The organism is Hydrogenophaga aromaticivorans, assembly GCF_013387465.1.
Classification (GTDB): domain Bacteria; phylum Pseudomonadota; class Gammaproteobacteria; order Burkholderiales; family Burkholderiaceae_C; genus Hydrogenophaga; species Hydrogenophaga aromaticivorans.
Genome location: NZ_VYGV01000006.1, coordinates 250830 through 273691, shown reverse-complemented (window position 1 = coordinate 273691; position 22862 = coordinate 250830). Strand labels below are relative to the sequence as shown.

19 protein-coding genes and 1 tRNA gene are annotated in these 22862 nt (G+C 64.3%); 12 read left to right on the top strand and 8 right to left on the bottom strand.

Annotated elements, in window-relative coordinates; translation table 11 throughout:
- Positions 1–609 precede the first annotated feature (609 nt).
- The 6 genes from F3K02_RS05645 to F3K02_RS05620 all read right to left on the bottom strand — a co-directional run bounded on the left by F3K02_RS05645 (position 610) and on the right by F3K02_RS05620 (position 5894).
- Positions 610–1791: an IS91 family transposase gene (locus F3K02_RS05645; protein WP_177134175.1), complete on the bottom strand. Its 1182-nt coding sequence runs from the start codon at positions 1789–1791 to the stop codon at positions 610–612.
- Positions 1792–1803: 12 nt separating this feature from the next.
- Positions 1804–2739 (bottom strand): tyrosine-type recombinase/integrase, encoded by a 936-nt coding sequence (locus F3K02_RS05640; protein WP_177134173.1) that lies wholly within the window; start codon positions 2737–2739, stop codon positions 1804–1806.
- A 196-nt stretch (positions 2740–2935) separates the two neighbouring features.
- A complete protein-coding gene (locus tag F3K02_RS05635) occupies positions 2936–4285 on the bottom strand; it encodes a tyrosine-type recombinase/integrase (RefSeq protein WP_343067007.1) in 1350 nt (449 codons plus the stop codon).
- 64 nt (positions 4286–4349) lie between these two features.
- Positions 4350–4439 (bottom strand) — tRNA-Ser (locus tag F3K02_RS05630).
- Between the two features lie 44 nt (positions 4440–4483).
- Positions 4484–5398: an SPFH domain-containing protein gene (locus tag F3K02_RS05625; RefSeq protein WP_177134171.1), complete on the bottom strand. Its 915-nt coding sequence runs from the start codon at positions 5396–5398 to the stop codon at positions 4484–4486.
- Positions 5399–5468: 70 nt separating this feature from the next.
- Positions 5469–5894 (bottom strand): NfeD family protein, encoded by a 426-nt coding sequence (locus tag F3K02_RS05620; RefSeq protein ID WP_177134169.1) that lies wholly within the window; start codon positions 5892–5894, stop codon positions 5469–5471.
- Between the two features lie 165 nt (positions 5895–6059).
- Here F3K02_RS05620 and F3K02_RS05615 point away from each other — a divergent pair, with 165 nt between their 5' ends.
- Both F3K02_RS05615 and F3K02_RS05610 read left to right on the top strand, forming a co-directional pair.
- A complete protein-coding gene (locus F3K02_RS05615) occupies positions 6060–8351 on the top strand; it encodes an arginine/lysine/ornithine decarboxylase (protein WP_177134167.1) in 2292 nt (763 codons plus the stop codon).
- Positions 8352–8470: 119 nt separating this feature from the next.
- Positions 8471–8686, top strand: coding sequence for an HP1242/YdcH family protein (locus F3K02_RS05610; RefSeq protein ID WP_177134165.1), 216 nt, complete (start codon positions 8471–8473; stop codon positions 8684–8686).
- Positions 8687–8707: 21 nt separating this feature from the next.
- On the opposite strand, the gene F3K02_RS05605 is transcribed toward F3K02_RS05610, so the two are convergent.
- Together F3K02_RS05605 and fabI are read right to left on the bottom strand one after the other, a co-directional pair.
- A complete protein-coding gene (locus F3K02_RS05605) occupies positions 8708–9580 on the bottom strand; it encodes a DNA ligase (protein ID WP_177134162.1) in 873 nt (290 codons plus the stop codon).
- A gap of 44 nt (positions 9581–9624) precedes the next feature.
- Entirely contained in the window at positions 9625–10425 is an 801-nt protein-coding gene (gene fabI / locus F3K02_RS05600) for an enoyl-ACP reductase FabI (protein WP_177134160.1), read from the bottom strand.
- 38 nt (positions 10426–10463) lie between these two features.
- On the opposite strand from fabI, the gene F3K02_RS05595 reads away from it, so the two are divergent.
- The 10 genes from F3K02_RS05595 to rbfA all read left to right on the top strand — a co-directional run bounded on the left by F3K02_RS05595 (position 10464) and on the right by rbfA (position 22862).
- Entirely contained in the window at positions 10464–12308 is a 1845-nt protein-coding gene (locus F3K02_RS05595; RefSeq protein WP_177134158.1) for an extracellular solute-binding protein, read from the top strand.
- 148 nt (positions 12309–12456) lie between these two features.
- The gene (locus F3K02_RS05590) at positions 12457–13482 is read left to right on the top strand and encodes a microcin C ABC transporter permease YejB (protein ID WP_177134156.1); all 1026 of its coding nucleotides are present in this window, start codon (positions 12457–12459) and stop codon (positions 13480–13482) included.
- Complete coding sequence (locus tag F3K02_RS05585) at positions 13482–14516, top strand: ABC transporter permease (protein WP_177134154.1); 1035 nt, start codon at positions 13482–13484, stop codon at positions 14514–14516. The genes F3K02_RS05590 and F3K02_RS05585 overlap by 1 nt, the downstream gene beginning before the upstream one ends.
- Complete coding sequence (locus F3K02_RS05580) at positions 14513–16114, top strand: ABC transporter ATP-binding protein (RefSeq protein ID WP_177134152.1); 1602 nt, start codon at positions 14513–14515, stop codon at positions 16112–16114. The genes F3K02_RS05585 and F3K02_RS05580 overlap by 4 nt, the downstream gene beginning before the upstream one ends.
- A 135-nt stretch (positions 16115–16249) precedes the next feature.
- Positions 16250–16993 (top strand): DUF2189 domain-containing protein, encoded by a 744-nt coding sequence (locus F3K02_RS05575; RefSeq protein ID WP_246309195.1) that lies wholly within the window; start codon positions 16250–16252, stop codon positions 16991–16993.
- 21 nt (positions 16994–17014) lie between these two features.
- Positions 17015–17236, top strand: a complete 222-nt coding sequence (locus F3K02_RS05570; protein ID WP_177134148.1) for a DUF2788 domain-containing protein — start codon at positions 17015–17017, stop codon at positions 17234–17236.
- A 146-nt stretch (positions 17237–17382) separates the two neighbouring features.
- The gene (gene rimP, locus F3K02_RS05565) at positions 17383–17976 is read left to right on the top strand and encodes a ribosome maturation factor RimP (protein ID WP_177134146.1); all 594 of its coding nucleotides are present in this window, start codon (positions 17383–17385) and stop codon (positions 17974–17976) included.
- Positions 17977–18055: 79 nt separating this feature from the next.
- Positions 18056–19555 carry a transcription termination factor NusA gene (nusA, locus tag F3K02_RS05560; protein ID WP_177134144.1) on the top strand — a complete coding sequence of 500 codons (1500 nt, stop codon included), beginning with the start codon at positions 18056–18058 and terminating at the stop codon, positions 19553–19555.
- A 32-nt stretch (positions 19556–19587) separates the two neighbouring features.
- The gene (gene infB, locus F3K02_RS05555) at positions 19588–22464 is read left to right on the top strand and encodes a translation initiation factor IF-2 (protein ID WP_177134142.1); all 2877 of its coding nucleotides are present in this window, start codon (positions 19588–19590) and stop codon (positions 22462–22464) included.
- 23 nt (positions 22465–22487) lie between these two features.
- Positions 22488–22862, top strand: coding sequence for a 30S ribosome-binding factor RbfA (gene rbfA / locus F3K02_RS05550; protein ID WP_177134140.1), 375 nt, complete (start codon positions 22488–22490; stop codon positions 22860–22862).

The following is a 22862-nucleotide window of genomic DNA, read 5'->3' as shown; positions in this document are numbered from 1 at the left end:
AACGGTACGCAGCCGGTCTGCGCGAAAGGTGCCCTTGCTGGAGAGCGCTCAACGCTGTTCGAATGCGTTTACACACAGCCTCGGTCGGTACCGACAGTCCAGGTGAGGGGGAAGCGGTCGGCCTCGCCGCGCCATCCGGGTCGACGGAGCCCGATGTCCACAGTACCCCATACAGCCGACATTCATGAATTCGCGTGCGACGAGGTCCGACGACTGCTTGGTGCCAGTCAGCGGGAGTACCCCCGCCGTCGGCGACCGACTCCAATCGTTAAGGCTTGTGTGACACCTGCCCAGCCGCACAAGCGGTCGAGCACCCTCACTGCTGTCGGGCAGGTGTTGCATAAGCCTCGAGGGAGGAAACCGCGGCGACCGCCACGGTAGTTGTCGAGCGCGGTGACTATGGCGATTGCTCTACGCTCGCGTCGCGAGTTGGCGGCCTACGACTGAGCATCGACACCCCATCGATGACCGCAGGCGCCCGTGCGTGTGCCACTTCGATACGGCAGCAGCTCTTTGCCGAGCCTGCGCAGACGCTGACCAAGCGACGCACGCAGCAGCCCACCGGACGCCATGTCCAGCGTCGAGTTGATCGGGAGTGCTCGAGCGTGGTCATGGTGCCGGCGGCGCCCGAATCGAGCAGTCGCGCAAGAAGACCTGCAGCACCACCATCGCGTGGCCGCAGTGCGCGCAGACGAAGGTCGGACGTGGCGAGTCCAAGCCATCTGCGGCCGCCGCCTCGGTCGGTGGCGCTGCGACCTGCAACAACTGACGCGCCAGCGCCAAGTTGTCCCGCCGGTTGCTGTTGGCCAGCAGGCCGTAGTGCCGAATCCGGTGGAAGCCGCCCGGCAGCACATGCAGCAGGAAGCGGCGCATGAACTCCTGCGGGCTCAGCGTCATCGCCTTGTGGCGCGTCTTCCCTGTGGCGCGATAGTCCTTCCAGCGGAAGGTGACACCGCGCTCGTCCATCGCCAGCAGCCGGCTGTTGGAGATGGCCACGCGGTGCGTGTATCGCGACAGGTAGGCCAGCACCGCCTGCGGCCCGGCGAATGGCCGCTTGGCATAGACCACCCACTCGCACTGGCGCAGCGGCGCAAGCCAGGCCTTGAAGGTCACGGGCTCAGCCAGCGCCGCGTGTTCACCGAAGAACCTGAGTGCGCCGCCATCGTGCAGCCGCTGCAGTTCCTCCAGGAAGCGGCGCCTGAACAGCCGCGACAGCACGCGCACCGGCAGGAAGAACCCCGGGCGGCAGGCTACCCAAGTCTTGCCGTCGGGCGCAAACCCGCCGCCTGGCACGATGCCGTGCACGTGCGGGTGGTGGGTCAGTGCCGAGCCCCAGGTGTGCAGCACCAGCGTGGCGCCAATGTGGGCGCCCAGGTGCTTGGGATCAGCTGCGATACGCAGCAGCGTCTCGGCGGCGATGTCGAACAGCAAGCCGTACAGCGCCGCCTTGTTCTGGTGTGCAATGTCGGCGATCGGCGCTGGCAGCGTGAAGACCACGTGGTAGTACTCCACCGGCAGCAGATCGGCCTGGCGCGCATCCAGCCACCGCTTGGCTGCGCTGCTCTGGCACTTCGGGCAGTGCCGGTTGCGGCACGAGTTGTAGGAGACCTCGTCTTGGCCGCAACCGTCGCAGCGCAGGACGTGGCCACCCAGTGCCGCCGTGCGGCACTGGGTGATGGCCGACATCACCTTGAGCTGCGCCAGGCTCAGGTGACCGCGCTGGGCGTCACGCCAGGCGGGTCCATGGGCACGGAAGATGTCGGCGACCTCCAGGGCGGGTCGCGCCTGCACGATGGCGTACGACTACAGGGCCGGCGGTTGCGGTGCAGGTTCGGGCGCTGGTTCGCCTGCGGGCTTGGCGGACGTGTGATCCAGCGGGCTGATGACCCGGCGCAGCAGGTCGGTGGCCACGGCGGCGTACAGGGTCGTGGTGTCCAGCCGCTTGTGCCCGAGCAGCACCTGGATGACGCGGATATCGACCTTCTGCTCCAGCAGATGGGTGGCAAAGGCATGGCGCAGGCCGTGCGGGGTGATGCGCTTGTCGATGCCGGCCGTGGCGGCGGCCAGGTGTACGGCGCGGTTGAGTTGACGCGGGGTGACGTGGTCGGTGGGGTCCAGGCCCGGGAACAGCCAACCACCGTGGCGGATCTTGCCCTGGGCATGGCCCAGTCTCCACCAGGCGCGCAGCCGCTCCAGCAGCACGGGGCTGAGCATGGCGTAGCGATCCTTGCGGCCTTTGCCCTGCTCCACGCGCAGTGTCATGCGCTCGCCGTCGATGTCGCCGACCTTGAGCGAGACGACTTCGCTGACGCGCAGGCCCGCGCCATAGGCCACCGACATGGCAGCCTGGTGCTTGAGGTTGGGCGCGGCGGCGATCAGGCGGCCGACTTCCTCGGGGCTCAGGATCACCGGCAACTTGCGCGGCACGGCCACGTTCGTCATCTTGAGCATGAGCTCCGGCCGGCCCAGCGTGATGTCGAAGAAGAACTTCAGCCCGGTGATGGTGGCGTTGATGGTGACTGGGCCGGTGCCGGTGTCCACCAGGTGCAACTGGAAGCGGCGCAGATCCTCGGCGGTGGCGGTGTGCGGCGAGCGGCCCAGGAAGGTGGAGAGCTTGCGCACGGCGCGGATGTAGCCGTCTTGCGTGTGCTCTGCGAACTGGCGCATGCGCATGTCGTCGAGCATGCGTTGGCGCAGCGGCGAGACGGCCGCGGATGGGGTCGGGGTGCAAATGTCCATGATCCTGCTCCTGCGTGACCGAGGCGGATTGCCTCGACCGCCAACATCGCAGAATCACGGGCGCAACGAAACGCCACCAACGTAGCCGGAGCGTCTACCGCGCGAGCGGTTTAGTCCACACGCTGCAAAGCCGTCGGTCCGATTGGAGACCAAAGAGTCTTCCGGATAGGCAGTGGTGACCGAGCTGCGGAGAGTGCTAAGCCCGTTTCCCCCTGAATGGCACCACATTTCCAGCCACGCAGGCATCTAGGTAGTTGCTCCAGGCCTGCATCATCTGGGCTCGCGCTTGAAGGTACATCGCGTGGTTGTACGAAGCGCTGACCTGGTTGCGCTCCTGGTGGGCGAGCTGAAGCTCGATGTGCTCGTGCGGCCAGCCCTGCTCGTGGAGCAAGGTGGACGCTATGCCCCGGAATCCATGGCCCGTCATGCGTCCAGCGTAGCCCATGCGGTCCAGAGCGCCCAAGATGGTGTTGTTGCTCATCGACTTTTGATGGTCGCGCTCTCCGGGGAAGAGCAGGGCGCTGTGACCAGTCAGGGTGTGCAAGCTTCGCAGGAGGGTCACGGCCTGGGTGGAGAGGGGCACCACGTGCGGCGTCTTCATCTTCATGCGTGACGCCGGTATGTCCCAGCGTCCGCCGTCGAGGTCAAATTCTTCCCAGCGCGCGCCGATCAGCTCGCTGGTGCGCACGAAGGTCATGGCCATGAGTTTGATGGCCACGCGGGTGACGGTGCTCCCGTTGTAGACCTCGATCTTGCGCAACAGCTCTGGTAGTTCCTTGCCGTCCAACCTGGCGTAGTTTTCTTTTTTGCGCGAGGCGAGCACATCGCTCGGGCGAATTTCCACAGCCGGATTGCGTTTGGCCAACCCGTGGGCGATGGCGTAGCGAAAGATCTGGGAGCAGGTCTGCAGGGCGCGTTTGGCAATGTCGAGGGCGCCACGTTTTTCGATGGCCTTCATCATGGCGACTAGCTCGGGGGCCTCGATTTCCGCGATAGGGCGCAAGCCGATGGCCGGAAAGACATCCGCCTCCAGGCGGCGCCACACGTAGACCGTGTGGCTGTCGCTGCGCGCGGCTTTCCAGCTTTCCCACCATTTCTTTGCCACAGCCGCGAAGGTGTCTTCGACAGCCAGACGGCGGGCGATCTTCTCGAACTTGCGGGCCGCCATCGGGTCGGAGCCCGCTGCGAGCTGCTTGCGGGTCTCGTCCACCTTGTCCCTTGCCTGGGCGAGTGACACGTCTGGGTAGGCGCCGACAGCCATCAGTTTCTCTTTGCCCAGAAAGCGGTACTTCCAACGCCAAAGCTTGGAACCTGCCGGCGTGATCAGCAGGTACAGGCCCCTGCCGTCAGCCATCTTGATGGGTGATGGGCCTGCTTTTGCCTTCAGAACTTCGGTATTGGTCAGCGCCATTTCGAGCTCCAAACCGTACCCCGAAGGTGAAATACCCCCAACTAGTGGGGTACGGACCCCCAAAGATACCCCCAAAAATCCTGGGATGGCAAGAACCGTTACGAGACGCCCGGAAACAAAAAAGCCCCGGAACACTTGGGTATTCCGGGGCTTTCAGGGTGTCTTGTGAGGCGTTGTGGGACGCTCTGGGACTCATTTTTGGCGGAGAGGGCGGGATTCGAACCCGCGGTGGGGATTAGCCCACACACGCTTTCCAGGCGTGCGACTTAAACCACTCATCCACCTCTCCGCGCAGCCTCGCAGTATAGCAGGCCGGGTTCCCTGTTCTGGAACTCAGGACGCCTTGCTGGTGCCGATCATTTTCATGGCCGATGCGATCAGGGCGGAAACTTCCGTCATGTTGCCGGGCACGATGAGCGTGGTGGTGGCGTCTGCGGCCACCTTGCCGTAGGCGTCAACCGCGCGTTCGGCCACCTTCAGCTGCACGGCCTGTTCGCCGCCCGGTTGCTGAATGGCCACAGCAATGCGTTCGATGGCCTGGGCGGTGGCATCGGCCACGGCGGTGATGGCCGCAGCTTCGCCCTGGGCCTGGTTGATGGCGGCCTGTTTTTCGCCTTCTGAGCGGGCGATAAACGCTTCGCGCTCGCCGGTGGCGATGTTGATCTGCTCCTGGCGCCGGCCTTCAGACGCGGCGATGAGCGCACGCTTTTCGCGCTCGGCGGTGATCTGGGCCTGCATGGCGTGCAGGATTTCCTTCGGTGGCGTCAGGTCCTTGATTTCGTAGCGCAGCACCTTCACACCCCAGTTCAGGGCGGCTTCGTCGATGGCCTGGACGATCTGGGCGTTGATGATGTCGCGTTCTTCGAAGGTCTTGTCCAGTTCGAGTTTGCCGATCACGGAGCGCAGCGAGGTCTGGGCGAGCTGGGTCACGGCCATGATGTAGTTGGACGAGCCGTAGCTCGCGCGCATCGGGTCGGTGACCTGGAAGTACAGGATGCCGTCGACCTGCAGCTGCGTGTTGTCGCGCGTGATGCAGACCTGACTGGGCACGTCCAGCGGAATTTCTTTGAGGCTGTGCTTGTAGGCCACCTTGTCGATGAAAGGCATGAGGAAGTTGAGCCCCGGCGACAGGCTGCCGTGGTACTTGCCCAGGCGTTCAACCACCCAGGCGTTCTGTTGCGGCACGACCTTGACGGCGCGCGTGATGAAGATGGCGGCGATGACAAAGAGGACGACGGCGATTTCCATGAGAGGTGTTCCGTGGTTGAGGTAACTGGGTGTGCATCATGCCGGAGCAGCGTGCACTTCAGGCAGCCATTCAGGCTTTTTCGACCAGCAGACGGTTGCCCACGAGTTCGGCCACGCGGTAGGCGCCCGGTATGGGCGGGTTGCCCGGCCGCTGGATCACAGTCCATTGCGCACCCCGGTATTTCACGCTCGCGGTGCCATCGGCCAACCATTCTTCGATCTGTATGACCTCGCCCACATCGAGGTTCACGCTGCGCAGGGCGCGCACCGACGGGTCCGACGGGCGCCGCCGCTTGATCAGGTGCCAGCCGAAGACGGCCGCGGAACCGACCACCGCCGCCACGATCAACTGGGCGCTCAAGCCGGCGCCGGCATGGGCGGCCAGCGCCGCGGCGACCATGCCCACGGCCAGCATGAGCAGGTAGAAAGTCCCGGTGAACAACTCCAGCGCCACGGCCGCGCCGACCAGCAGCCACCAAAGGGTGGAATCCGACATGTAAGCTCCCCAATGCGGCAGGCATTCCCCTGAATGTCTGACCCGTGCCACATTCTGCGACAAATGCCCTGCATCAAAAGGGCAGGGTCACTCGATTTCCGTACACTTCGCGCCTGTTTCGATTCCTTTTGCCCCTGATGGCCGCGTCCGCGGCTGGAGACCGCCATGAAATTCCGTTTTCCCATCGTCATCATCGATGAGGACTTCCGCTCGGAGAACTCCTCCGGTCTGGGTATTCGCGCCCTGGCGCAGGCCATCGAGACGGAGGGTTTCGAAGTGGTCGGTGTCACCAGCTACGGCGACCTCAGCCTGTTTGCGCAACAGCAGAGCCGCGCCAGCGCGTTCATCCTGTCCATCGACGATGAAGAGTTCAGCCCGGGTCCGGACCTGGACCCGGTGGTACTGAACCTGCGCAACTTCATCCAGGAAGTGCGGCGCAAGAACGCCGATGTGCCGATCTACGTGCACGGAGAAACCAAGACCAGCCGCCACCTGCCCAACGACATCCTGCGCGAGCTGCACGGCTTCATTCACATGTTCGAGGACACGCCGGAATTTGTGGCCCGCCACATCATCCGCGAGGCCAAAAGCTACCTCGAAGGCATCCAGCCACCGTTTTTCAAGGCCTTGCTGGACTACGCCGAAGACGGTTCCTACTCCTGGCACTGCCCTGGCCATTCGGGCGGCGTGGCGTTCCTGAAGAGCCCGGTGGGCCAGATGTACCACCAGTTCTATGGCGAGAACATGCTGCGCGCCGACGTGTGCAACGCGGTGGAAGAGCTGGGTCAACTGCTGGACCACAACGGCGCGATTGGTGCGAGCGAGCGCAACGCCGCGCGCATCTTCAACGCCGACCACTGCTACTTCGTGACCAACGGTACGTCAACGTCGAACAAGATGGTCTGGCACCACACGGTGGCGCCGGGCGACGTGGTGGTGGTGGACCGAAACTGCCACAAGTCCATCCTGCACTCGATCATCATGACGGGGGCCATTCCCGTTTTTCTCAAGCCCACGCGCAACCACTACGGCATCATCGGTCCGATCCCGCAGGCCGAGTTCGAGATCGATGCGATCAAGGCCAAGATTCGGGCCAATCCGCTGCTGGCCGGCGTGGACGCAGATCAGGTCAAGCCGCGCATCCTGACGCTGACGCAGTCCACCTACGACGGTGTGCTCTACAACACCGAGACCATCAAGAACCTGCTGGACGGCTGGGTGGACAACCTGCACTTCGACGAGGCCTGGTTGCCGCACGCGGCCTTCCATCCTTTCTACGGCAGCTTCCACGCCATGGGCAAGAAGCGCGCTCGCCCGCAGCACTCGGTGGTGTATGCCACGCAGTCTATCCACAAGCTGCTGGCCGGCATCAGCCAGGCGAGCCATGTGCTGGTGCAGGACTCGCAGACCACCAAGCTGGACCGCCACCTCTTCAACGAGGCCTATCTGATGCACACCAGCACCAGTCCGCAGTACAGCATCATCGCCAGCTGCGATGTGGCCGCGGCCATGATGGAGCCGCCCGGCGGCACCGCACTGGTGGAAGAGAGCATCGCCGAAGCCCTGGATTTCCGCCGCGCCATGCGCAAGGTCGAGGCCGAATTCGGTGAAGACGACTGGTGGTTCCAGGTCTGGGGACCCGACAACCTGGTGGAAGAGGGCATCGGCCGCGCCAGCGACTGGGTGCTCAAGCGCACCGACGCCGATGGCGTGCAGCCTTCGGATGGCGAAGAGGCCTGGCACGGTTTCGGCGACATGGCGCCGGGTTTCAACATGCTGGACCCGATCAAGGCGACCATCGTCACGCCAGGCCTGAACATGAACGGCGACTTTGCCGCCACCGGCATCCCGGCCTCGATCGTGACCAAGTTCCTGGCCGAGCACGGCGTGGTGGTCGAGAAGACCGGGCTCTACAGCTTCTTCATCATGTTCACCATCGGCATCACCAAGGGCCGCTGGAACACGCTGCTGACCGCGCTGCAGCAGTTCAAGGACGACTACGCCAAGAACCAGCCCATGTGGCGCATCCTGCCCGAGTTCTGCCAGAAGCACCCCCGTTACGACCAGATGGGCCTGCGCGACCTTTGCCAGCACGTGCACGAGCTCTACGCCAAGTACGACATCGCGCGCCTCACGACCGACATGTACCTGAGCGACCACACGCCGGCCATGAAGCCGAGCGACGCGTTCGCGCACATCGCGCACCGCACCACGCAGCGCGTGCCGATCGACAACCTGGAAGGCCGGATCACCACCAGCCTGGTGACGCCGTACCCGCCGGGCATTCCGTTGCTGATCCCGGGTGAGGTGTTCAACAAGAAGATCGTGGACTACCTCAAGTTCAACCGCGAGTTCGCGCGCGAGTGCCCCGGGTTCGAAACCGACATCCACGGGCTCGTGCAGGAGCGCGGGGACGACGGTGTGCTTCGCTACTTTGCCGACTGTGTGGGTGTCTGAGACCGCCGGATACGGTGATCCGGGGGCTGCACGGTAAGATGTTTCGGCAACCCGCTCATGGCGGGAAGCACCAAGGAACGTGCACCGTGCATGCCCACCATCCTTTCGGAGGCTTACCGATGTTCCCTGAATACCGCGATCTCATCACCCAGCTCAAGGGCCATGACGTCCACTTCACGCGCCTGTTTGACAAGCACAACGAACTGGACCAGGTGATCAAGAACAAGGAAGCGCACATTGAACCCGGTTCGCAGGCCGAGATTGAACAGTTGAAAAAAGAAAAACTGCTGCTCAAGGACCAGATCTACGGCATCCTGCGGCAGGCCAGCGCCTGAGCGGCGCGGCCTGCTTCCTGATCAGCGCAGGCCGGTAGGCTGCGTTTTGACCGGTGCCGACAAGTCGGCGTCGCTGCGGATGCGCAAAAAGGTGGCGAAGCGCGGGAGACCGCTGTCGTGCAGACCGCGGTAGCGGTAAGTCACCCAGGTACCCACCTGCGGCGGCTGTTTGCGCAGGGCATCGCTGAAGCCACTCCCGATCCGGAACCGTCGACCATCCGGTGACTGCACCAGCAGGGCGCCCATGGCGCCCGCGTATTTGCCCTGACCGGGCACAGCCCCCAGCACCTGGGCTTCGGCGTCTTCGTGGGTCTTCACCTTGAGCAGGTCGTCGCTGCGCACGGCACGGTACAGCGAGTCGCCCCGGTGCAGCATCAAGCCTTCGCCGCCCGAGCGCACCATCTGGTCCAGCCGATGGCCCAGCGCCTCGTGGCTGGCCACCCGTTCCTGCGGCACGGCCATCACCCAAGGCTGGCCCATGCCTTGCACCAGCAACCGGTAGGCCTGGAAGCGCTCATTGAAAACGCCAGCGTGCGCCGGCAGATCAAACACCATGAAACGGATGCGTCGCCAGGCCGCGTCGTCGGGCGTTTGCTGGCGCACGGTGGAGACGGTTTCTTCAAACCGGCCACGACCGGCCCAGAGTTCACCGTCCATGGGTTCGTCGGGCCAGTCCTGGGTGAACCAGGCCGGTGCCTGGATCTCGGTCCCGCCGCGGGTCAACAGCCGCCGACCATCCCAGAAACCACGCACACCGTCGTACTTTTCGCTGAGCCAGTAGGCACCCAGGTCGATGCTCGGGCGGTAGACGTTGGCCAGCATCAGGGCCGGGGTGTTGTTGGGGGCGGCTGCCTCGGCGCCGCCGAACGCCAGCAGGCCGAGCGCCGCCAGCATCCATGCCCGCCGGCTAACGAGAGGCTGGCCGGACGCTTGCACGGTCAGGAACCTGCCGGTTCGCTGTCGCGACTGGCGCCCCCCGTCTGGCTGAAGCCCCCGTCCACATAGGTGATCTCGGCGGTCACCCCCGAAGCCAGATCGGACAGCAGGAACGCCGCCACGTTGCCCACGTCTTCGATCGTGATGTTGCGTCGCAGGGGGGATGCGGCAGCCACCATGCCCAGCAGCTTGCCGAAATCCTTGATGCCGCTGGCGGCCAGCGTCTTGATCGGTCCGGCGCTGATGCCGTTGACACGCATGCCGCGCGGACCCAGCGACTCGGCCAGGTAGCGCACCGAAGCTTCCAGGCTGGCCTTGGCCAGGCCCATGGTGTTGTAGTGGGGAATGATGCGCAGCGCACCGAGGTAGCTCAGCGTGAGCAGGGCGGCGCGGTCGTTGAGGTAGGGCAGGGCGGCCTTGGCCATGGCGGGGAAACTGTAGGCGCTGATGTCGTGGGCGACGCGGAAGGCCTCGCGCGACAGGCCATCGAGAAAGTCGCCGGCGATGGCCTCGCGTGGTGCAAAGCCGATGCTGTGCACGAAGCCATCGAACTTCGGCCAGGTTTTCGACAGACCGGCAAACATCTGGTCAATCTGGTCGTCGTCGCTGACATCGCAGTCGAAGATCAGCGTCGAGTCGAACTCGGCCGCAAACTCGGTGATGCGGTCCTTGAAGCGTTCCCCCACATAGCTGAAAGCGAGTTCGGCGCCCTGCTGGTGGCAGGCTCTGGCGATGCCATAGGCGATGGACCGGTTGGACAACACCCCCGTGATCAGCAATTTTTTGCCGGCCAGAAAACCCATGTCGCGACCTCCGATGAAATTTCCAGCAGAATTGTCGCATGCACCCACCGCTTCACCGACTCCGTTCACGCCTGGCTGGTCTGTGTTCGGTGGCCGTGCTGGCGCTGTCTGCCAACCCGGCCTGGTCAGCGCATGGCTACGCTCTCTGGGGTGATCTCAGATACCCACCAGGGTTTGCGCATTTTGCCTATGTGAACCCTGCTGCGCCCAAAGGGGGCGAGTTGCGGCTGGTCAGCAACCTGCGCGTTTCCACCTTCGACAAATACAACCCGTTCACCTTGCGGGGCAGTGCACCGGCCTACCTGTCCGACCTGATGTTCGACTCGCTGCTCACGGGCGCGCTGGACGAAACGGGTGCCGGCTACGGGCTGCTGGCCGAAGACGTGGACGCCGCGAGCGACGGCCTGTCGGTCACTTTCCGGCTGCGACGAGAGGCGCGTTTCCACAATGGCCAACCGGTACTGGCCGCCGACGTGAAGCACAGTTTTGACACCCTGATGGGGCCGCACACTTCGCCCGCCTACAAGACCATCCTGGAAGACGTGGCCGGGCTGGACGTGATCGACGAGCGCACGGTGCGCTACCGCTTCAAGAAGCCCAACCGCGAAATGCCGTTGACGGTGGGCGGCCTGCCCGTGTTCAGCCGCGCCTGGGGCGATGCGGTGGATCCCAAGACCGGGCAACGCAAGAGCTTTGACCAGGTCGTGATGGACTTTCCCATCGGCAGCGGGCCCTACAAGATCGGTCCGGTGCAGTTCGGCAAGGACATCACCTACGTGCGCGACCCGGCCTACTGGGCGCGCGACCTGCCGGTGCGCCGGGGCACCGCCAATTTCGACCGCATCACGGTCAAGATCTACAAGGACAGCACGGCGCGCCTGGAGGCGCTGAAGGCCGGCGAGTTTGACTTGATGCGGTTCTTCTCAGCCGGCGACTGGGCGCGCCGCGTCAACGGCAAGCGTTTCAACACCGGCGAGCTGGTCAAGGCCGAGTTCAGCCACCGCCTGCCCATGGGTTTCCAGAGTTATGTGCTCAACACCCGCCGCAAGCCGCTGGACGACATCCGGGTGCGCGAGGCGCTGGGGCTGGCGATGGACTACGAGTGGATGAACCGGCAGATGTTTTACGGCGGCTACCAGCGGGTGCGGGGCCTGTTCGGCAACACCGATTGTTCGCCCACGAACGGGCCCGGCCCCGACGAGCTGGCGCTGATGCAGCCCTGGCGCAGCCAGTTGCCTGCCGCGGCCTTTGGCCCCATGTACGCACCGCCGCGCACCGACGGCCAGGACTCCCTGCGCGGCAACTTGCGCAAGGCCCAGGCGCTGTTGCGTGAGGCGGGCTGGACGGTGCAGGGGGGGCAACTGCACAACGCCCAGGGACAAGCCATGGTGCTGGAATACCTGGACAGCGCCGAAACCGGGGCGAGGGTCGTCACACCGTGGGCGCGCAATCTGGAAAAGCTGGGCATCGAACTGAGGTTCCGGCCGGTGGATTTCGCGCTGTACCAGCAGCGCCTGCGTGGCTTCGACTTCGACATCATTTCCATCGCCTACGGCGGCACGCCCAACCCCGGCGCCGAATACGCCGACCTGTTCGGCAGCCAGGCCGCCAAGACCGAGGACTCCGGCAACTTCGCGGGCGTCAGCAGCCCCGCGGTGGATGCGCTGCTGGCCCGGATGGTCAATGCGCGCATCAAGCCCGACTTTCTGGCCGCCTGCCGTGCGCTGGACCGCGTCATCAGCCACAGCCACTACCTGATCCCGCAGTGGTCAGCGACCACCCACCGTATGGTCTACAACGCCTGGCGGCTGGACCGCCCGAAGGACATGCCGCCCTACGCGGCTGGCGAAGCCTGGGCCATCGACACCTGGTGGGCACGATGATGGCCACCCCCGCGCCGCGCTTCGCGCGTCACCCCCTCAAGGGGGCAACGCCAGCGGCCCGGCAAAGCCGGTTCCGCGGCGTTCCCGGTTGGCGTGACGCGCTTCGGATACATGCGGGTACAGCTCCTTCATCGGTTACAAACTGACCATGTGGGTCTACATCCTCAAACGCCTCCTGCTCATGATCCCGACGCTGTTCGGGGTCTTGCTGCTGACCTTCTTGGTGATCCAGTTCGTGCCGGGCGGGCCGGTGGACCAGTACCTGGCCGAGGCGCGCACAGGGCAGGGCGGTGGGGCGGAAGGCGGCTCGGTGTACCGGGGCGCACAGGGCGTGGACCCGCAGCGGCTGGAGCAGATCAAGGCGCTGTACGGCTTTGACAAGCCGGCGCACGAGCGTTTTTTCCAGATGCTCGGGCAGTTCGCGCGCTTCGATCTGGGCACCAGTTTTTTCCAGAACAAGGCGGTGTCCGAACTTATCGTCGAGAAGCTGCCGGTGTCCATCAGTCTCGGCATGTGGACTTTTTTCATCAGCTACCTCGTGGCGGTGCCGCTGGGCGTGGCCAAGGCGGTTCGCGCCGGCTCCCGTTTTGATCTGGTCACCACGCTGCTGGTGCTGGTCGGTTATGCCATTCCCGGCTTCGTTCTGGGCGTGGCGCTGCTGGTGATCTTTGGCGGACAGCTGCAGTGGTTTCCGCTGCGCGGACTCACCTCATCGAACTGGGACGAACTGAGCTGGGGCGCGCGCATCCTGGACTACCTCTGGCACATCACCCTCCCGCTAACGGCCATGGTGCTCGGGAGTTTTGCGGTCACGGCGATGCTCACGAAAAACGCGTTCCTGGAAGAAATCCGCAAGCAGTACGTGATGACGGCGCGCGCCAAGGGCCTGAGCGAGCGCCAGGTGTTGTGGAAGCACGTCTTCCGCAACGCGCTGATCCCCATCGTCACCGGGTTTCCATCGGCCTTCATTGGGGCCTTTTTTGCCGGCTCGCTGCTGATTGAAACCCTGTTCTCGCTCGATGGCCTGGGCCTGCTGAGTTATGAAAGCGTGATCCGGCGCGATTACCCCGTCGTGCTGGGCACCTTGTTCCTGTTCACGCTGATCGGGCTGGTGACCAAGCTGGTGTCGGACCTCTGTTATCTCTGGGTCGATCCCCGGGTGAAGTTCGATTGATGGCCGTCGCATCCCTCTCCCCGTCCCGCCGCGCCTGGCAGCGCTTCAAGCGCAACCGCCTGGGTTACTGGAGCCTGGTGGTCTTCTGCGTGCTGGTGGTCGCCAGCCTGTTTGCCGAGCTGCTGTCCAACGACCGGCCGCTGATCGTGCGCTACGAGGGCAGCACCTATTTCCCCATGGTGCAGGACTACCCGGAAACCACTTTCGGCGGCGACTTTGAGACCACCACCGATTACCTCGACCCGTTCATCCGCGAGCAACTGACCCGCGGAAACAACTGGGCGGTCTACGCGCCCAACCCCTATGGCCCCAAGACGCTCAACTACTTCGCGAAAGAGCCCAATCCTTCGGCCCCGACCCTCGACAACTGGCTCGGCACCGACGACCGCGGGCGCGACCTGCTGGCCCAGCTGATCTACGGCTTCCGGGTCAGCGTGCTGTTTGCGCTGGCACTCACCTTCATCGGCGTCGTCCTCGGCGTGATCACCGGCGCCATCCAGGGCTTTTTCGGCGGCAAGACCGACCTGGCCTTCCAGCGCTTCATCGAAATCTGGGGTTCGATGCCCGAGCTCTACCTGCTGATCATCTTCTCCGCCGTGTTCGCTCCCAGCATCAGCCTGCTGCTGATCCTGCTCAGCCTCTTCGGCTGGATGGGCCTGTCCGACTACGTGCGTGCCGAGTTCCTGCGCAACCGCCAGCTGGACTACGTGCGCGCGGCGCGCGCGCTGGGCCTGTCGAACGCGCAGATCATCTGGCGCCATGTGCTGCCCAACAGCCTCACGCCGGTGGTCACCTTCCTGCCGTTCCGCATGAGCGCGGCCATCCTGGCGCTGACCTCGCTGGACTTTCTGGGCTTGGGCGTGCCGCCCGGCACGCCGTCGCTGGGCGAACTGCTCAGCCAGGGCAAGAACAACATCGACGCCTGGTGGATTTCCATGTCCACCTTCGCCGTGCTGGTGATCACGCTGTTGCTGCTCACCTTCATGGGCGATGCCCTGCGCGACGCGCTCGACCCGCGGAAGGCTGAAACATGACGGCGCCGCTGCTCCAGGTGCAGAACCTGCAGGTGGCCTTCAACGGCCAGCCGGTGGTGCATGGCATCGATTTTTCGATCGCTGCGGGCGAAAAGCTGGCCCTGGTGGGTGAGTCCGGTTCGGGCAAGACGGTCTCGGCGCTCTCACTGCTGCGCCTGGTGCACAACGCCGAGGTCAGCGGTTCGGCGCTGCTGGCGGGGCGCGACCTGCTGCAGATGAGCGAGCACCAGTTGCGCGGCGTGCGCGGCGACGAGGTGGCCGTCATCTTCCAGGAGCCCATGACAGCGCTCAACCCGCTCTACACGGTGGGCGACCAGATCGCCGAAGTGCTGCAGCTGAAAAAGGGGTTGACGGCGGGCCAGGCCCGGTCGGCCACCGTGGAGCTGCTGGCCTCCACCGGCATCCCAGAGCCGGCCCGCCGCGCGGGCGCCTACCCGCACCAGCTCAGCGGCGGCCAGCGCCAGCGCGCCATGATTGCCATGGCGCTGGCCAGTAACCCGAAATTGCTGCTCGCAGACGAGCCCACCACCGCGCTGGACGTGAGCCTGCGCGGCCAGATCCTCGACCTGCTGGCCGATCTGCAGCGCCAGCACGGCATGGCGGTGTTGCTGATCACGCACGACCTGAACCTGGTGCGGCGTTTCGCCGACCGCGTGGCGGTGATGGAACGCGGTCATCTGGTGGAGCAGGGCGGCGTGGCGGAAGTGTTCGCCTCGCCGCAGCACGCCTACACCCGCATGCTGCTGACGAGCAAACCCGGGCGTGACGTGGTGGAAGCGCCGGCTGAGGCGGGTGAGCCGGTGCTGCAGGCGCGTGGCCTGCGCGTGAGCTACCCGGTGCCGCTGCCGGGTCTGCGCGGCTGGTTCAAGAAGGGCGATTTCGTGGCGGTGCAGGGCGCCGATCTCGACATTCCTCCCGGGCGCACGCTGGGCGTGATCGGCGAGTCGGGCTCCGGCAAGTCCACGCTTGCGCTGGCCGCGCTGGGCCTGTTGCCGCACGGGGGCAGCCTGCGGGTGTCCGGGACCGACTGGAGCGATGCCCAGAAAACGGGTCAGAGCCGCGCCCTGCGCCAGCGCATCCAGGTCGTCTTTCAGGACCCGTTTTCTTCGCTGTCGCCGCGCATGACGGTGGAGCAGATCGTGGGCGAAGGCCTGCTGGTTCACGAACCCGGGCTGTCCTCCGCCCAGCGCCGGGAGCGGGTGGTCATTGCGCTCGCCGATGTCGGCCTGGTGGACGACCCCCGCCATGGCGGTGACTGGCTGCAGCGCTACCCGCACGAGTTTTCCGGCGGCCAGCGCCAGCGTCTCGCCATTGCGCGCGCACTCATCGTGGGGCCTCAACTGCTGGTGCTGGACGAGCCCACCAGCGCGCTGGACGTGACCGTGCAGAAACAGGTGCTCGCCTTGCTGCAGCGCTTGCAGCGCGAGCGCGGCCTGAGCTACCTGCTGATCACGCACGATGTCGACGTCATCGCCGCCATGGCCCATGAGGTGGTGGTGATGAAAGACGGTGCCCTGCTGGAACAAGGCAGCGTGGAGCGGGTGCTGCAGCACCCGCAGCATCCCTACACCCAGGCCCTGGTGAGGGCGGCCGCCTGAGCTGCGGGTCGGGCATGAATTAACATCACCCGCCGTCCCAGGCCGCCGTGGCGCGTCTGAGCGCGAACCCATTCCACCTCCATGACCCAGACCCTACCGCCAGCGCCTTCCCCAAACGCCGTCGTGCCCGTCGACATGATTTCGCCTGTCCGCTGGATTGAAAAAGGTTGGGACGATCTGCGGGCCAACCCTGTGCCCGGCCTGGTCCACGGCGCGCTGATCACCCTGTTCGGCTGGTTGCTGATGTGGGCCGCGCGCGAAAAGTTCTGGCTGCTCGCGGGGGCGTTTTCCGGTTTCCTGATCGTCGCCCCGGTGCTGGCGACCGGCCTGTACCACGTCAGCCGCGAACGGGCCGCCGGGCGCATGGCGGGTCTGGGCGATGTGCTGGCGCTCTGGCGCTCGTTTGACGGGCGTCTGGTGCGCTTTGGCCTGCTGCTGGGGCTGGCGGGCACGGGCTGGGTCTTGACCTCGGCCGGCCTGATCACCTTGTGGTCTGAAGTGCCGATCAACAAGCCGATGGATTTTTTGAAGCACGTGGTGCTGGTAAGGGAGCCGGGGCTGTTTGAAGTCTGGCTCCTCATGGGTTCGCTGCTCGCAGCGCCGGTTTTCGCCTCCAGCGTGGTCGCCATTCCGATGCTGGTGGACAAGAGCGTGCCCGTCAGCATGGCGGTGACCGCGAGCTGGCGCGCCGTGGCCGATCATCCCGGGCCGCTGGTCTGGTGGGCGGTGCTGATCGGCATGCTCTTCGGCATGGGTCTGATCACCGCCTTGCTGGGCCTGATCGTGGTCATCCCCCTGGTGGCCCATGCCAGCTGGCACGCCTACCGCGATCTCTGCCCCGAAACTTCTACTTCTAGCCCCACGGCGCCAGCCGCCTGAGCCGCAACGCGGCACTTTTTCATGGAAACCACCCTTTTCGGCTACACCGAGGGCCAGATCGCCCAGTTCGGGCTGACCTTCGGCGTCGGCGCGTTCATCCTCTACATGCTTTTCATTGTGTTCAACCTCGCGCTGGAGTCCAAGGCGGGTAAATTCGGCTCCTTCATCCTGTTTCTGGTGCTCTCGCTGGGCATGCTGGGTTTCGTCGCCAAAAACATCATTCAATGGGTGTTGGGTATTTGATGGCGTCGGTGGCTCGGATATTGCAATAGGGGTCCCAGACAGGTTACAATGCGAGCTTCACGACCAAATGGGCGGGTTACTACCGGCCCATTTTTTTTGGCCGAACGCTTTTCCAACCAACACCGAACAAGGCAGATACCGCACCAATGGCCTGGCAAGAAACCGTCACGCAAACCGTCACTGGACTGGGTTTTGACCTGGTGGATCTGGAGCGTTCCGCCGGTGGTTTGTTGCGCGTCACGATCGATCTGCCCTGGCAACCGCCAGAAGCGGGCCAGCCCGCACCGGCGCCCCAGTTCGTGACGGTGGAAGATTGCGAGAAGGTGACGCGCCAGCTGCACTATCTGCTGGAAGTCGAAGGTCTTGAGTACCGCCGGCTGGAAGTGGGTTCGCCGGGCATTGACCGTCCGCTCCGTCACGAAGTGGATTACATCCGTTTTGAGGGTCACGTGGTTGACCTTACGCTGAAGGCGCCGATCGGCGCCACGGATTCGGGCATTTCGGCCAGTCGTAAAAAGTTTCGCGGCACGCTGGAGCGGGCCGCTGATGGGGTGTCCTGGCAACTGGTCTGGAGCGATGCGCCCGAACCCAAGCCGGGGCAGCGCGTGAGCAAGAAGCGTGTGCCGCCGCCGCTGCAGGCGCTGGGCTTTGTGCTGGACGATGTCCAGCAGGCCCGGTTGGCGCCCATTGTGAATTTCAAGGGTCGTCAGACAGCTTCAGACGGATCGGATCCGGTTTGAAGTTGTTGTTGTGCGATCCATTCATGCAAAAAATTGTTTGTGACTCTGGAAAAGAGCTTCGGAAAGGTGGGCGAGTGATATGAACCGCGAAATGTTGATGCTGATCGATGCCATCTCGCGCGAGAAAAATGTCGAACGTGACATTGTGCTGAGCGCTGTGGAACTGGCGCTGGCCTCGGCCACCAAAAAACTCTACAAGGGCGACGTGGACATCCGCGTGGCCATGAGTCCGGACGATGGTTCTTACGAGACCTTCCGCCGCTGGCTTGTCGTGCCCGACGAAGCGGGTCTGCAAAATCCCGATGCCGAAGAGCTGCTGTCCGATGCGCGCGATGAAATTCCCGACATCGAAGAAGGCGACTTCATCGAGAAGCCGGTTGAAAGCGTACCCATCGGCCGCATCGGCGCCATGGCCGCCAAGCAGGTGATCCTGCAGAAGATTCGCGACGCCGAGCGCGAGATGCTGCTCAACGACTTCATGTCGCGTGGCGACAAGATCTTCGTCGGTACCGTCAAGCGCATGGACAAGGGCGATCTCATCATCGAAAGCGGCCGTGTCGAAGGCCGTTTGAAGCGCAGCGAGATGATCCCGAAAGAAAATTTCCGGACCGGTGACCGTGTGCGCGCCATGATCATGGATGTGGACCTGACGCTGCGTGGCGCGCCCATCCTGCTGTCGCGTTCGGCACCATCGTTCATGATCGAACTCTTCCGCCAGGAGGTGCCCGAGATCGAACAGGGGCTGCTGGAGATCAAGACCTGCGCCCGCGATCCCGGTTCGCGCGCCAAGATCGCCGTGCAATCGCACGACAAACGCATCGACCCCATCGGCACTTGCGTTGGCGTGCGCGGTTCGCGTGTCAACGGCGTGACCAACGAACTCGCCGGTGAACGTGTCGACATCGTGCTGTGGTCCGAAGACCCGGCCCAGTTCGTCATCGGCGCGCTGGCACCGGCCAACGTGGTCTCCATCGTGGTGGACGAAGAACGCCACGCCATGGACGTGGTGGTGGATGAAGAAAACCTCGCGATCGCCATCGGCCGTGGTGGACAGAACGTGCGTCTGGCCTCCGAGCTGACCGGCTGGCGCATCAACATCATGACCGCCGACGAGTCGGCGCAGAAGCAGGCAGAAGAAGCCGACGGCATCCGCAAGATCTTCATGGCCAAGCTGGACGTGGACCAGGAAATCGCCGACATCCTGATCGAGGAAGGTTTCACCAGCCTCGAAGAAGTGGCCTATGTGCCGCTGCAGGAAATGCTCGAGATCGAATCGTTCGATGAAGACACCGTGAACGAACTGCGCACCCGTGCCAAGGATGCCCTGCTGACCATGGAAATTGCCCGGGAAGAAAGCGTCGAGGAAGTCTCGCAGGATCTGCGCGACCTCGAAGGCATGACCCCCGAGCTGGTGGCCAAGCTGGCCGATGGCGGCGTGCACACCCGTGACGAACTGGCCGACCTGGCCACCGACGAATTGACCGACCTGACCGGCCAGACGCCTGAAGAGGCCACGGCGATGATCATGTTGGCCCGCGCTCACTGGTTCAACAGTGACGAAACGCCTGCATCCAACTGAACCGAGCAGGCCAGAGCGGAGAAAAAACACCTATGACCAGTACCACTGTCGCCGAATTGGCTGCCGAGCTGAACAAGACCACCTCATCGCTGCTGGAGCAACTCTCCTCAGCCGGGGTGCCCAAAAACGCGGGGACCGACCCGGTCACCGAGTCCGACAAGCAGAAGCTGCTGGGTCACCTCAAGGCCAGCCATGGCACCTCGGGTGGCGAGCGCAAGAAAATCACCTTGGTCAAGAAATCGACCAGTGAAATCAAGCAGGCCGATGCCACCGGTCGTGCCCGCACGATCCAGGTCGAGGTGCGCAAGAAGCGCACCTTCGTGAAGCGCGACGACGATGTGATTGCACCGGAAGTCGTGCCCGAGCCACAGGCGCCTGCCGTCCCCGTCATCGATGAGGCCGAATTGGCCCGTCGCGAAGAGGATGCACGCCACCAGGCCGAGTTGCTGCGTCGCCAGGAAGAAGAGCTGTTGCAGAAACGCCAGCAGCGCGAAGCCGAAGAAGCCCGCGCGGCCAAAGCCGAACAGGACCGGGTGGCTGCCGAAGCGGCCGAGGCCGCGGCGCGCGCCGAACGCGAAGCCGTTCAACCCGCAGCAACCCCCGTCGATGCCGCTGGCAGCGCTGCAGCCCGCATCGTCGAGCACGAAAAAGCCCAGGCCGCGTCGCTGGAGCGTGAATCTGCCGCCCGTGTGCTGGCCGACAAGAAGGCCGAGGTCCAGAAGGCCGACGACCTGCGCGCCCAGGACCTGATCGAGCGTCGCCGCAAGGCGGAAGCCGAAGCCGCCAACATCCGCGCCATGATGGCTGCACCGGCCAAGACGATGGTGGCCAAGAAGCCTGAGCCCACGCCGGATCCCAAGGCCATCAAGGGCACGCTGCACAAGCCCGCTGGCACACCCGGTGCCAAACCCGTGGGCACGACCGCCGCTGTGGCGTCTGTCGCGGGTGCGGCGGGCAAGAAAGAAGTCAAGTCCGAAAACCTGTCTTCCACCTGGAAAGACGACGCGGCCAAGAAGAAGGAAATCAAGACCCGCGGCGACACCAGCGCCGGGCGTTCCAACTGGCGCGGTGGTCCGCGTGGTGGTGGCCGTCGCAGCGACCGCGACAGCCGTGACACGGGTCAGAGCAGTTTCGTGGCGCCGACCGAATTCAAGGTCATCGAGGTGCACGTGCCGGAGACCATCACGGTCGCCGAACTGGCGCACAAGATGAGCCTGAAGTCGTCCGAGGTCATCAAGCAGTTGATGAAGCTGGGCCAGATGGTCACCATCAACCAGCCGCTGGACCAGGACACCGCCATGATTCTGGTGGAAGAACTGGGTCACAAGGCCATCATTGCCGCACTGGACGACCCGGAAGCCTTCACGGACGAAGACACCGCACAACTGGAAGCCGAGCTGCTGCCGCGTGCGCCGGTCGTGACCGTGATGGGCCACGTGGACCACGGCAAGACGTCGTTGCTGGACTACATCCGCCGCGCCAAGGTGGCGGCGGGCGAAGCGGGCGGCATCACGCAGCACATTGGTGCTTACCACGTGGAAACCCCGCGCGGCGTGATCTCGTTCCTCGATACCCCGGGTCACGAGGCGTTCACCGCCATGCGGGCCCGTGGTGCGCAGGCGACCGACATCGTGATTCTGGTGTGTGCAGCCGATGACGGCGTCATGCCTCAGACCAAGGAAGCCATCAAGCACGCGAAAGCGGCAGGCGTCCCCATGGTGGTCGCCCTCACCAAGATCGACAAACCCGGCGTCAACCTGGAAAAGGTGCGTTCCGAGCTGGTGGCCGAAGAAGTCGTGCCCGAGGAGTTTGGCGGCGACGTGCCCTTTGTGAACGTGTCGGCCAAGACCGGCGAGGGCGTGGACGCTTTGCTGGAGCAGGTGCTGCTGCAGGCCGAAGTGCTGGAACTCAAGGCGCCGGTCGATGCCATGGCCAAGGGTCTGGTGATCGAAGCGCGTCTGGACAAAGGCCGCGGCGCCGTGGCCACGGTGCTGGTTCAGAGCGGTACGCTCAAGACCGGCGACGTGATCCTGGTCGGTCAGACCTCGGGCCGCGTGCGCGCCATGCTGGACGAAAACGGCAAGACCATCAAGTCCGCGGGTCCCTCCATTCCGGTGGAAATCCAGGGTCTGTCGGAAGTTCCGCAGGCCGGTGACGACTTCATGGTGATGACCGACGAGCGCCGTGCGCGCGAGATCGCCACATACCGTGCCGGCAAGTTCCGCAACACCAAGCTGGCCCGGCAACAGGCCGCCAAGCTGGAGAACATGTTCACCGACATGTCGGCGGGCGAGGTCAAGGTCCTGCCCATCATCGTCAAGGCCGATGTGCAGGGTTCCCAGGAAGCCCTGGGCGCTTCGCTGCTCAAGCTGTCGACCGACGAGGTCAAGGTGCAGCTGGTGTTCTCCGGCGTGGGCGGCATCAGCGAGTCCGACGTCAACCTGGCCATCGCGTCCAAGGCCGTGATCATCGGCTTCAACGTGCGAGCCGATGTGGGCGCGCGCAAGCTGGCCGAAGGCAACGACGTGGATCTGCGCTACTACAACATCATCTACGACGCCGTCGATGAGTTGAAAGCGGCCATGTCCGGCATGCTGGCGCCCGAGAAGCGCGAAGAGATCATCGGTTCGGCCGAGATCCGCACCGTGTTTGTCGCGTCCAAGATCGGTACGGTGGCGGGTTGTATGGTCACTTCGGGCCAGGTCACCCGCAACGCACACTTCCGTCTGCTGCGCGAAAACGTGGTGGTCTACACCGGCGAGATCGACACCTTGAAGCGTCTGAAAGACGACGTGCGCGAAGTCAAGGAAGGCTTCGAGTGCGGTATCAAGCTCAAGAATTACAACGACATCAAAGAGGGCGATCAGCTCGAGTTCTTTGAGATCAAGGAAGTGGCGCGTACCCTCTGATCGGGGCACGTTTCGAACACTGTATGGCTGTCAAGAAGTCTTCCACTCCCAACCGCGGTTTCCGCGTGGCCGACCAGATCCAGCGCGATCTGGCCGAGCTGATCGCGCGCGAGCTGAAGGACCGCCGGGTGGGTATGATCACGATCAACGCGGTCGAGGTCACGCCCGACTACGCGCACGCCAAGGTGTTCTTCAGCCTGCTGACCGGCGACCCCGAGGAAACCCAGCAGGGCCTGAACGCGGCTGCCGGTTTCCTGCGCAGCGGGCTTTTCAAGCGGCTGCACATCCACACCGTGCCCACGCTGCACTTCATCTTTGACCGCACCACCGAGCGCGCGTCAGACATGAACGCCTTGATCTCCAAGGCGGTGGCGTCGCGTTCCAAAGACGAGGAATGA